The organism is Vibrio fortis, assembly GCF_000695685.1.
GTDB classification, from domain to species: domain Bacteria; phylum Pseudomonadota; class Gammaproteobacteria; order Enterobacterales; family Vibrionaceae; genus Vibrio; species Vibrio fortis_A.
The window spans coordinates 286,631-298,823 of the sequence record NZ_JFFR01000025.1 but is presented as its reverse complement, the minus strand read 5'-3'; the positions used below and the strand labels follow the sequence as shown (position 1 = coordinate 298,823).

The following is a 12,193-nucleotide window of genomic DNA, read 5'->3' as shown; positions in this document are numbered from 1 at the left end:
TTAACTCGTCCCTATTCACCAAACTGAATACGGTGAAGTTGAGCATAGGCGCCATCATGCTGAATTAGCTCAGCATGAGCACCACGCTCGACGATATGACCATCGTCAACAACAAGAATCTCATCAGCTTGCTCAATGGTTGATAGACGGTGTGCAATCACAAGAACAGTCTTATCTTTCTGTAGTTCATCTAACGCAGATTGAATTGCACGCTCAGACTCAGTATCCAGAGCCGAGGTTGCCTCATCTAAGATGAGTACAGGGGCATCTCTCAACAGTGCTCGAGCAATAGCTAGACGTTGACGCTGACCACCTGACAAGCTTGCACCGTTTTCACCGATGATAGTATCGAATCCATTTTCCATACCTTCGATAAATTCAGTCGCATGAGCCAGTTTTGCCGCATGTTCGATCTGTTCTCGTGTGTATTCTTCTTCTGCAGCATAAGCGATGTTGTTCGCCACTGTATCATTGAACAAATGAACATTTTGCGAAACCAATGCAAAGTGCTGACGAAGATTTTTCAATTCGTAGTCACGAATATCATGACCATCAAGCTCGATAGAGCCAGAATCTACGTCATAGAAGCGAGTGAAAAGGTTGGCAATGGTACTTTTGCCCGACCCTGAACGCCCAACGAGAGCAACAGTGTTCCCTTTAGGTATCGTAAAGCTGACATTTTCAAGGGCTGATTTTTCTGCTCCTTGGTAAGTAAAGGTAATGTCTTTTACTTCAACGTCGCCTTTCACAGACTGAGGCTGCAGCGTTCCAGTATTTTTCTCAGTTTCTAGATCCATCAAACTGAACAGCGTTTGGCTTGCTGCCATACCGCGTTGGAATTCTGCGGTCACACCTGTAAGTGCTTTCAACGGACGCATCAGACCAAACATTGCTGAGAATACAACGGTAAACGTACCTGGAGTAAGCTCCGCCTTAATTGAGTCTACACTTGCCAAGAATAGAACGACCACAATCGCCACCGATGCGATCATTTGAATAATTGGGTTAGCCGCTGCCTGCGCCGTTACCAATTTCATCGTTTGTTGACGCATTTGGTTGCTCACTTTGTCAAAACGCTCTTTTTCCACGTCTTGACCACCGTAAGTTAATACAACTTTGTGGCCCTTAAGCATCTGTTCCGAAGATGATGCAACATGCCCCATGCTGGTCTGCATGTTCTTCGATATTTTTCTAAATCGCTTGGAAACGATACTGATCGCCCACGCAACAACAGGAGCTACAGCAAACAATACTAATGAAAGCTGCCAACTGTTCCAAAACATCAGCACCAATAAGCCGATAATACTAGCGCCCTCACGAACGATACTAACTAGAGCTCTACTTGTTGCAGCAGATACCTGTTCAGAGTCGTAAGTAATACGAGACAACAGCGAGCCCGTTTGCTCTTTATCAAAGAACGACACCGGCATATGCATAAAGTGATTGAATATCTTGCGTCGGATTTGCATCACCACATTGCCGGAAACCCAGCTTAAACAGTAGGTAGATACAAAGCCACTGACGCCACGAATGAACATCATGGCGAAAATAATAAGTGGAAGAGTTCGTAAGAAGTCTGATTCTGCGCTACCGAAACCTTCATCCAGTAAAGGCTTCAATAATGAGATCATATATGTGTCAGAAACCGCGTTAATAATTAGAGCAACAACCGCGACCGCCAACCCTGATTTATACAATCGAATATAAGTCCAAAGTCGCTTGAAGGTAGCCCAAGTATTTTCATCTTTTTCTATAGACATGGAATCGCTTAATTTTTCTCACAAGAATCTATCTATTCTACTCCCTTCCTGAGCATCTGCCTATACCATGGCTGTGTTCTATCTTGTCTAATCGAATGATAATTCCAGTCTTCAGCACTAACCCTGATGGTAATTTGACCACTTTCACCAGTATCTAACCATTTCGCATTAATCGACTGATATCTTTTAACAACCTCTCCGTTAGGCATTCCCCATCGATTACCTTTTGCTAACGATGCTACCGCCAATATAGGTGAAACAGATTCAATAAAACGGCGGCTCGATGAGGTTTTGCTGCCATGATGAGGAACAAGCATGACGTCACTTTGTAAGGCAGAACCTTTTCTCGACAACATCCACTCACTGACTAATTCGATATCACCAGTCAGCATCATAGAAAATTGACTACGCGGATCGAACAGACGTATGACACAGGAATGCGGGTTATATGCGCGCTTTGTCAGTTTTGGCGGCCAAAGAACATCAAACTTCAAACCTTGCCAACGCCAAACATCACCCGCTATACAAGTGTGTACTTGAGGTGAAACCTGCTCACTCAATCCCTGGCTACTTCGCACCCAAAAACCTGATTTCGACACAATGAGGTCATCTAAACCTCCAGCATGATCTGAGTCTAGGTGACTTAATACGACACCATCAACAGGCGGATTAGACCTTTGATGCAATATTGGCAATAACGTTGAAGTGACAACTGAGCCACCTTGCCAATGATTACCTAAATCGTAGAGAAGCGTTCGCCCACCTTTTTCGATGATAACAGCTAATCCATGCCCAACATCCAGTACATCAACTCTCCACTCATTAGACGCCATTTCCGGTGCTGTTTCTCGTAGACTGACTAGTACAAGTAGCGACATGCTCACCCAAGGTCTGAAATAACGATAGATGAACAAACTGATGATTACAGCCAAGCTCAACCATTGAGCTATCTGTACATCAATCTCCCACCAAAAGGGTGTCGCCCAAGAAGATGAAATAGAAATAACTTCGAGTAGAGCATCAATAAATTCCCATAGAACCTGCACATGCTCAGATACAAAGATATGGACAAATAAGGCTAGAAAAAGCATCGGCATAACTAGAAAAGTTACCCAAGGCAACATCAGTAAATTATAGAAAATCGAAACAACACTTAAGCCTTGGTAAAAATAAAGAGTCATGGGTAACAACAAGAGTGTAAGCACACACTGAACTTTGACAGTCAAGATTAGCTTGCTGACAAAACCAATATGAGAATGTTCAGAACTCGACATTGAAATTGCATATAGAACGGCCGCTAATGAGCCAAAAGAGAGCCAGAAGCTTCCAGTCAGTGCCGAATATGGCCAGATAACGAGAACAATACAAACACTCACTAGAATAAAGTTGAGACTGCTAATGCTTCTCCCCTGCCAAATAAAATAGGCCCCTAAACAACACATTACTAACGCCCTTACCGTTGGTAATGTAAAGCCAGAGAACCAACTATAGACAAGTGCTATATTTAAGCCTGCAACAAAAGGGGCCCAAGTCATCATCGGTGTTATACATCGTATACCACGCCCTAACTGATAGCCGATGCCAAAGGCCATACCAATGTGCAAGCCCGAAATCGCGACTAAATGAATTAAACCGCTGCTTTTAAGCTCTGACCATCTTTGTCGTGATATGAAGTCTCGATAGCCAAAAGTTAACGCGACGATTAAATCTCGGTTCGATAATGAGTCAAGGTTTCGCGTTATTTGATCAAACCAAATAGCGCGCCAAGATGAGGTAGATTGAATACGATATCGCGTACCAGACTGATAGGAAGCATGAGCCACTATTTTTTGACTGAAAGAGTAGGTTTCTAAATCAAAGCCAGCCTCATTGAGCTTACCTAAGATAGGTTTGATCCTGACGCTCAGTTCAATTTTTTCGCCTTGAGTGACACGAAAAGGGGTAAATAGTCTGACCTTTACACATTGCCACCTGTCTAATTTATCGCCGTTAATTGATCTAACTACAATTACGCTTTCATAACCTCGGCTATTTTCACTAAAAAGGCTAACAACCGATGCATTTATGGTAATATCCTGCCCGGACTTAAAGAGTACAGTTGTTTGCTGTTTTGCCAAACTACTGACTATTAAAACCACCATCACCCCACAGAGAACACCTCTTAAAGGTTGGGAAACGCTATACTTGGTTGATGCTAATAGAACGAGCAATATCACCCAAGCCCAGTTCCAATGGGGCATGACAGGCCATAGGCTTGCTGACATTAATGTCAAAGCAAAAAACAATAAAAACCAAGTATTAAACAAAAGAGTTACTTCCTATATGCCAAGAAAGTTTATTAAGCGTTTTATGCCTGACCATGAGCTCATCAAGCGTCAGAAAGCATTAAAAGTTTTTGGCAACGTGCTATATAACCCAAATTTATGGTGCTTAAATCGACGTTCAGCCGCAGGTGCGTTTGCTGTGGGTCTATTTATGGCGTTTGTTCCGCTACCAAGCCAAATGATCATGTCTGCAGGCCTTGCCGTTATGTGTGGCGTAAACCTGCCACTGGCAGTTGCCTTGGTTTGGGTAAGTAACCCAGTTACCATGCCTGTCCTATTTTATTTTGCTTACAAGGTCGGTGCGTTCGTAATGCATGTCCCACCTCAACCATTCCACTTTGAACTTTCTTGGGACTTCATTCTTGCTCAAATGAGTACTATTGGTCCTCCGTTCCTGCTTGGTTGCTTAATCTGTGGCATCGTTTCAGCAATGATCGGCTACTTCGGAATCCGTGGACTGTGGCGATATTCCGTTGTAAGAAGCTGGAAGAAAAGACAAGTTAGATAGGTATCAGACTGTCACGATAAGCTTCGCTTCACGGTTAATAAAACAATGAAAGCAGAGCTGTGAAGCAAAAATTAAAACTCTGTTGCATGCTTTTTCAGTAATAGCGCTAGCAATAAATAAAGAAAACGAAAAAGGATCCCAGTTGGGATCCTTTTTTTTATACCGTTAGTAAGTAATTACTTTGAACTTAGTACTGCTGCTGGATTTAGCTTCGCAGCTCGAGAAGCGGGATAGAGGGTCGCCAATAGGCTCAAGACGACCGCGGTACCAGACACCACCAACACATCCATCATATCTAGTTGTGAAGGCAAGAAGTCCACAAAGTAGATATTCCCTGATAAGAACTGGTGGTCAATAAGCGCCTCTAACCCTTTTATCAAGTGAGTGAGATTGAGTGCCACTAATACACCAATAACGCTACCGACTAAGCTACCCAACACACCTGAGAACGCACCCTGCCAAACAAAAATACGTTTCACCAACCCATCGGAAGCCCCCATGGTTCTTAAAATGGCAATCTCTGAAGCCCGGTCTTTCACTGCCATCATCAGTGTTGATACGATATTGAAACAAGCCACACCAATAACCAAGACCATAACCAAGTACATGATGGTACGTACTAACTGAATATCTCGGTACAAGAAGCCATACTTTTGCTGCCAACTTCTTAGATATACATACACATCCAATTGGTTGCCGACTTCGCGCACAATGTTATTCGCGTTGAGAACGTCATTCACCTTAAGTGAAACGCCGGTAACAGCATTGCCCAACTTGGCGTAGGTCTGTGCATCCTTTAACGGCACAAGCGCTAAGTTATGGTCTATCTGTCCATTAAGGGTCAATAGCCCCGCTACTTTTACTCGTACACGCTTTGGCGCTTGAACCTTAACGGAACCATTCGCCGTTGGAATCATCAAGGTTAAGTAGTCCCCTACTTTGGCCCCTATCGTATCCGCTACTCCCGAGCCAAGAATGACTTTTTGTTCGCCACTGTTAAATGATTGCCAAACCGACTTGTCGATAAAGTTGCCTAGGCTCGATACCTGTGATTCCAGCTCTGGATCGATTCCACGAACTTCAATCGCCTTAAGCTCTTTTCCGCGTTCCGCTAGAGCTGTAATTTTTACGTAAGGCGCTGCAGCCAATACTTTTTCATGACTCACGGATTCGTCAATCACATGCTGCCAGCGCTCAATCGGTTCATTAACGCCTTCAAATTCACCGTGTGAGATAACCGAAAGCACTCGAGACTCAAGCTCGCGCTCAAAGCCATTCATCGCCGATAAACCAATAATGATCACCGCAACACCCACTGCGATACCCACGGTTGAAGAGAGTGAAATAAAAGAGACCATCTTGTCGCGCTGTTTAGCACGGCTAAATCGCCCACCAATCAAAAGAGATAAAGAGGCAAACACTAATTCACCTCCTCATTCACATCCACCAGCAGTCCATCTTGCATATGTAGCTGGCGATCCATTTTAGCGGCTAGTTCGCCATCATGAGTGACAACTAAAAAGGCCGTATTATATTCACGATTTAGCTCTCGCATTAGGTCGTAAATAGAGAGTGCCGTCGCGTGGTCAAGGTTACCGGTAGGTTCATCTGCCAGTACTAGCGAAGGCTTGTTCACTAAAGCTCGAGCAATCGCTACACGCTGCCTTTCACCACCAGACAATTCCGATGGGCGATGATCGACTCGATGACTCAGCCCAACCTTATCTAACAAAGCAGCCGCCTCTTTTTTAGCTTGGCTCGGTTTTACGCCACCAATAAGAAGAGGCATAGCAACGTTTTCTAAGGCAGAGAAGTCCGCAAGCAAATGATGGAATTGATAGACGAAACCTAAATGCTGATTGCGCAACTTAGCTTGCTTGTTCGAGCTAAGCGCCGCGAGATCTTGTTCTAGAAAGTGGACACTTCCCGATGACGCATCATCAAGTGCACCCAAGATGTGTAGCAAGGTACTTTTGCCCGATCCTGACGTTCCGATAATCGAAACCAGTTCACCCTGCTCAATATCAAAGCTCACGCCTTTTAGTACTTCAGTATCGAGTGAGCCTTCGCGATATGTTTTACGGATGTCGCGACATTGAAGAAAATTACTCATAACGAAGAGCCTCAGCAGGTTTAACAGAAGATGCGCGATAAGATGGGAATACCGTCGCAATTAGACTAAGTGCGATCGCTAAAACAACGACCACGACAATTTGAATAGGATTAATCAAGATTGGCAAACTGCCACCAAACGAGAACAAGGCGACCCCCATAACTTCTAGAACGGTATTGAGATTCATCGCCAATACAACGCCCAAGATACCGCCAGAGAGAGCACCAATCACTCCACTACTCGCCCCTTGAACCATGAATATCCCCATCACTTGTCCATCAGACATACCTTGTGTTTTAAGAATCGCCACTTCGGATTGCTTCTCCATTACCACCATAATCAAGGCCGAAATAATATTGAAAGCGGCAACCCCGATGATCAAGCCAAGCATCAGGCCCATCATGTTTTTTTCCATACGAACGGCTTGAAACAACTCACCACGTTGGTCACGCCAGTCACTCCACTCCCAACCTTCAGGTAAAGGCTGTTCAGCCAAATCTGCGACGACAAATGGGTCTTCAAAAAACAGTCTCCAGCCCGAGATAGTATCCGACTTAAAGCGCATTAAGCGGCCAGCATCTTCAATGTGAGTCACCATTAATTGAGCATCGATATCCGAACCCGTATTAAAAATACCAGCGACGGTAAAATTGCGCTGACTTGGAATTCGACCTAATGGCGTATATTGGCTGGCTGAAGTCACCATTAGGCGCACTTTGTCACCCAACGAGACTTTGAGATTTCGCGCTAATGTATGGCCCAGGAATAACTGATACTCGCCAGCCTTCAATGAAGACAAACGCCCAGCAATAAGGTGGTTTTGCAATGGATCATCAGAAGCAGGTTCAATACCAATCAACAAACCCGCCGCCAATTGAGCAGGGCTTTGAATCACTGCCTCGCTGCGGACTAAAGGTTCAACATGCCCGTTCAACGAAAGTTGTTGAGCGAAGGCTGGAGGCGTATCTGTGAGCTGTGTCTTCGCATCACTTTCATAGACTACCGCTTGAGGTAAGACACCAAGGATACGATCTTTGAGCTGCGCTTCGAATCCATTCATTACTGACAAAACAGTAACTAACGACAACACACCTATAGTGATTCCTGCCGTTGACATATAAGAGACAAAACGGCTAAAGCGATCCCCTGAACGGCCTTTTAGATAACGCAGACCGATAAACATTGAAATAGGATGAAACATACTTTGAACCATCGAGTAGAGTTGCGGGTTAATGTAACGGGAATTACTTTCGGTGTGTAGGGGTCAACTGCAAATATAGAGTGAATTCACCGAATTAGTGGGCTATGACGCACTGCAAGGCATCATTTTCGCTTCAAAAACAAACTATTTGCTACTTTGCCAATACCAACCTTGATTACTGTAGCCACATAGCGATAATCAATAGATCACTTCAAGGAACTAAAGCATGACAGAGCAAGAATTTTTCACCGTCCACCATAGCCTTACCGCCAACATCGAGCCGATGGCTGAAGATTTTGTTCTCCCATCGCAAATCCAATTCGAATCTGAGATTCCGGCCCCGTTTGTGGTAGCGAGTGAATTCAGCCAACTTGATCTAATGGCAGACAGTGCGCGTAAAGAGTTGAAAAACAGCGATCTCAAAAACGTCATTAGCTTGCTTGATGCTCAAAACTCTAAGCTCAACTTACTGCTCAGTTTTATGCTCTCTCAACAAGACCAAGCTGAGTATCGTACACATACATACAGTTTTGGTGCGAGCCAGTTCTCTTGCTTTACTCAGTCGGATATCGCTCAGGGAAGGTATGTAAAAGCTAAGTTGTTCCTTGAACACCCGGCCGCCGCTGTATATTGCTACGCTCAAGTAAGCAGTTCAGCACCAAGAGACGGCGGATTTGAAGTTCTATTTAAATATGCGCACCTGCGCGATACAGACCAAGATCTTTTGATCAAAGCAGCCTTACATCAACAACAGAAACTGCTTCGTCAACGCTCACTCGATCGAGATAACAAGTAAATCCCATGACCGATACATCGATTTTTACGTTACCGACGCCAAGCGGCGCAGGGGACAAAAAACATTTAGGTAATCTAATTGGCTCTTCACTGGCAGCCTCTATCGCTGGCCTAGCTGAACAACATAACAGCCATACATTGCTCGCGGTACCCGACCCACAAATTGCTCTCAAATTACAGTCCGAGATCGAGCAGTTTACCCAGCATTCAGTAAACCTATTTCCTGACTGGGAAACACTGCCCTACGATAGCTTCTCTCCTCACCAAGAGATCATTTCTGACCGTATTGCTCACCTGTATGCGTTGCCGACTCTAAAAAACGGGATCACGATTGTACCGATCAGCACGCTATTGCAACGCCAGTCGCCAAGAGAGTTCCTGCTTCAACACACCCTAATGGTAAAAACAGGCGACCTATACTCACTAGAAAAACTGCGCCTACAGCTTGAGAAATCTGGCTATCGTTATGTTGATCAGGTATTTGGTCCGGGTGAATACGCCAGTCGAGGCTCGATCTTAGATCTGTTCCCAATGGGCAGTAAAGACCCATATCGTATCGACTTTTTTGATGATGAGATCGATACCATTCGTACCTTTGATCCGGAAAATCAGCGCTCAATCGCCGATATTGATGAGATCCGTCTTCTTCCTGCTCATGAGTTTCCAACATCAGATTCGGCAATCGAAGACTTTCGCATTCGCTGGCGTCAGCAATTCGAAGCGCGTCGCGAGCCTGAATCTGTTTATATGCAGGTCTCTAAAGGTACATGGCCTGCGGGTATTGAATATTGGCAACCGCTTTTCTTTGATCAAACCGAAACCTTGTTTGACTATGTCGCGGACGACACACAAATCTTGGCACTGGGTGATATCGAACAAGCTGTCGATACCTTCCTATCTGACGTAGAACATCGCTACGAGCAGCGCGGTGTCGACCCATTACGTCCATTGTTATCGCCTGACCAACTTTGGCTGAAAAAAGATGAGCTGTTTAGTCACTTTAAGCAAAAAGCACAAGTGGTGCTTAGCATTGAAAGCTTAGAGGAGAAAGCGGGACGTACAAACCTACCTGTTTCAGCACTACCAGATCTTAGTGTCCAACATCAGAACAAAGAGCCGCTTGCTAACCTACGTAAATTCACAGAATCTTTCTCTGGCAAGATCGTATTCTCGGTAGAGTCTCAAGGTCGACGAGAAGCATTATGTGAACTATTACAGGGCATCAAGATACGTCCTGTCGAAGTCGAAACTCTGCTGCAATCATTGTCAGAGAAAGATAAGTTCAACCTCGTCCTCGGTTCTGCTGAGCATGGCTTTATCGATAACCAACGTGAGCTTGCCTTCATCTGTGAAAGTGACCTCCTTGGTGACCGAGTCATTCAGCGCCGCAAGAAAGACAAAAAGAGCGTTAACAGCGACACGGTTATTCGTCACCTTGCGGAGCTAAAACCTGGGCAACCTGTGGTTCACATCGACCACGGTATCGGCCGTTATATTGGCTTACAAACTCTCGAAGCTGGTGGTATGAAAACCGAATACGTAACACTTGAGTATCAAAACGATGCCAAGCTTTACGTTCCGGTTGCTTCACTAAACCTTATTGGCCGCTACTCAGGTGGCGCGGAAGAGACAGCCCCTCTACACAAACTCGGTGGCGAAGCGTGGCAGAAAGCGCGTAAGCGTGCCGCAGAGAAAGTGCGAGATGTTGCTGCAGAACTTCTTGATGTATACGCCAAACGTGAGCTAAAGCCGGGCTATAAATTTGTATTAGACCGTGGCCAATACGCCACCTTTAAAGCGGGCTTCCCATTTGAAGAAACCGATGACCAATCGATGGCCATTAATGCCGTTATGTCTGACATGTGCCAACCAAAGGCTATGGATAGACTGGTGTGTGGTGATGTGGGCTTCGGTAAAACAGAAGTGGCAATGCGCGCAGCATTTGTCTGTACCGATAACGAAAAACAAGTTGCGGTGCTGGTACCCACTACCCTGCTAGCACAACAGCATTTCGAGAACTTCAGAGATCGCTTCGCTAATTTACCGATTCGTGTCGAAGTACTTTCGCGCTTTAAGTCAGCGAAAGAGCAGAAACAGATCCTTGCCGACGTTGCTGAAGGCAAAGTCGATATTGTGGTTGGTACGCACAAACTGCTTTCAAGTGATATCAAATTCCACGACCTTGGCTTGCTGATTGTCGACGAAGAACACCGTTTCGGCGTTCGACAAAAAGAAAAAGTTAAAGCGATGCGTGCTGATGTAGATATCCTCACCCTAACTGCAACGCCAATTCCAAGAACACTGAATATGGCGATGAGTGGCATGCGTGACCTTTCCATCATCGCGACACCACCAGCTCGACGATTGGCTATTAAAACCTTTGTCCGTCAAAGTGATGATGCAGTGATAAGGGAAGCGGTACTGCGTGAAATCATGCGTGGTGGTCAGGTCTACTTCTTACATAATCAAGTCGACACCATAGAAAAGACCGCAGAGTCGCTACAAAAACTGATTCCAGAAGCCCGCGTAACGGTCGCTCATGGTCAGATGCGTGAACGCGAGTTAGAACGCATCATGAATGATTTCTACCACCAGCGCTTTAATCTACTGGTGTGTACGACCATCATTGAAACCGGTATCGACGTACCAACGGCTAACACCATCCTAATGGATAGAGCGGACAATCTCGGTTTGGCGCAACTACACCAGTTGCGTGGCCGTGTAGGTCGTTCACACCACCAAGCGTATGCATACCTATTAACGCCGCCCCCAAAAGCGATGACCAAAGATGCGATTAAGCGACTTGATGCCATTGCTTCACTCGAAGATCTTGGCGCTGGTTTCACGCTAGCGACTCATGATTTAGAGATCCGTGGTGCCGGTGAACTACTTGGTGATGAGCAGAGTGGTCAAATCCAATCGGTCGGCTTTAGTTTGTACATGGAGATGTTAGAGCAAGCGGTTGAAGCACTTAAGGAAGGTAAAGAGCCGTCACTTGATGATCTTCTTCGCGAGCAAACAGAGATTGAGATGCGTCTACCTGCGCTATTGCCAGACGACTACATCCCAGACATCAACACCCGCTTGTCAACATACAAACGCATCGCTAGTGTGGCCAACAATGACGAATTGGCTGAACTAAAAGTCGAACTTATCGATCGCTTTGGTGTACTACCTGATGCGACCAAGAACTTACTGTCAGTATCTGAACTGAAACTAGCAGCGGCGGCAATCAAAACTAAGAAGATTGAAGCTCACGATAAAGGTGGTTTCTTAGAATTCTACCCAGACGCTGACATAAACCCAGCGTACCTTGTTAAACTATTGCAATCTCAACCGCAAAAGTTTTCAATGGAAGGGCCAACTAAGTTCAAGTTTACGGTACCATTGGTAGACAGACGGAAGCGAATTCAATTTGTCGGTGATCTTTTGGGCGAATTTAGACAAAACTTGCTGCCTGCAAGCTAATTCCACTCTTTTCACTGAGCATTT

The 12,193-nt window shown here is 45.2% G+C and carries 8 protein-coding genes; 3 read left to right on the top strand and 5 right to left on the bottom strand.

Annotation, left to right across the window (positions count from 1 at the left end):
• Positions 1-11: 11 nt before the first annotated feature.
• Together msbA and VFDL14_RS07780 are read right to left on the bottom strand one after the other, a co-directional pair.
• Entirely contained in the window at positions 12-1,760 is a 1,749-nt protein-coding gene (gene msbA, locus VFDL14_RS07775) for a lipid A ABC transporter ATP-binding protein/permease MsbA (protein WP_032552062.1), read from the bottom strand.
• 32 nt (positions 1,761-1,792) lie between these two features.
• Positions 1,793-4,066 carry a DNA internalization-related competence protein ComEC/Rec2 gene (locus VFDL14_RS07780; RefSeq protein ID WP_032552061.1) on the bottom strand — a complete coding sequence of 758 codons (2,274 nt, stop codon included), beginning with the start codon at positions 4,064-4,066 and terminating at the stop codon, positions 1,793-1,795.
• Positions 4,067-4,082: 16 nt separating this feature from the next.
• Between VFDL14_RS07780 and VFDL14_RS07785 the strand changes: the two genes are divergently transcribed.
• A complete protein-coding gene (locus VFDL14_RS07785; RefSeq protein ID WP_032552060.1) occupies positions 4,083-4,592 on the top strand; it encodes a DUF2062 domain-containing protein in 510 nt (169 codons plus the stop codon).
• 176 nt (positions 4,593-4,768) lie between these two features.
• Here VFDL14_RS07785 and lolE read toward each other — a convergent pair whose 3' ends face one another.
• From lolE to lolC, 3 genes are read right to left on the bottom strand one after another with little or no spacing between them, the layout of a single operon-like run.
• On the bottom strand, positions 4,769-6,013 hold the full coding sequence (lolE, locus tag VFDL14_RS07790) for a lipoprotein-releasing ABC transporter permease subunit LolE (RefSeq protein ID WP_032552059.1): 1,245 nt from the start codon (positions 6,011-6,013) through the stop codon (positions 4,769-4,771).
• On the bottom strand, positions 6,013-6,705 hold the full coding sequence (gene lolD, locus VFDL14_RS07795; RefSeq protein WP_032552058.1) for a lipoprotein-releasing ABC transporter ATP-binding protein LolD: 693 nt from the start codon (positions 6,703-6,705) through the stop codon (positions 6,013-6,015). Before lolD ends, lolE begins: the two co-directional genes overlap by 1 nt.
• A complete protein-coding gene (lolC, locus tag VFDL14_RS07800) occupies positions 6,698-7,906 on the bottom strand; it encodes a lipoprotein-releasing ABC transporter permease subunit LolC (RefSeq protein WP_032552057.1) in 1,209 nt (402 codons plus the stop codon). The genes lolD and lolC overlap by 8 nt, the downstream gene beginning before the upstream one ends.
• Before the next feature lie 226 nt (positions 7,907-8,132).
• On the opposite strand from lolC, the gene VFDL14_RS07805 reads away from it, so the two are divergent.
• Together VFDL14_RS07805 and mfd are read left to right on the top strand one after the other, a co-directional pair.
• On the top strand, positions 8,133-8,702 hold the full coding sequence (locus VFDL14_RS07805) for a hypothetical protein (protein WP_032552056.1): 570 nt from the start codon (positions 8,133-8,135) through the stop codon (positions 8,700-8,702).
• A gap of 5 nt (positions 8,703-8,707) precedes the next feature.
• The gene (gene mfd / locus VFDL14_RS07810; protein WP_032552055.1) at positions 8,708-12,169 is read left to right on the top strand and encodes a transcription-repair coupling factor; all 3,462 of its coding nucleotides are present in this window, start codon (positions 8,708-8,710) and stop codon (positions 12,167-12,169) included.
• The last annotated feature ends 24 nt before the right edge of the window (positions 12,170-12,193 follow it).

Coding starts and splice junctions, on each gene's coding strand:
- msbA (WP_032552062.1), bottom strand. CDS start 1,760: ATGTCTATAGAAAAAGATGAAAATACTTGGGCTACCTTCAAGCGACTT.
- VFDL14_RS07785 (WP_032552060.1), top strand. CDS start 4,083: ATGCCAAGAAAGTTTATTAAGCGTTTTATGCCTGACCATGAGCTCATC.
- lolD (WP_032552058.1), bottom strand. CDS start 6,705: ATGAGTAATTTTCTTCAATGTCGCGACATCCGTAAAACATATCGCGAA.
- lolC (WP_032552057.1), bottom strand. CDS start 7,906: ATGTTTCATCCTATTTCAATGTTTATCGGTCTGCGTTATCTAAAAGGC.
- VFDL14_RS07805 (WP_032552056.1), top strand. CDS start 8,133: ATGACAGAGCAAGAATTTTTCACCGTCCACCATAGCCTTACCGCCAAC.
- mfd (WP_032552055.1), top strand. CDS start 8,708: ATGACCGATACATCGATTTTTACGTTACCGACGCCAAGCGGCGCAGGG.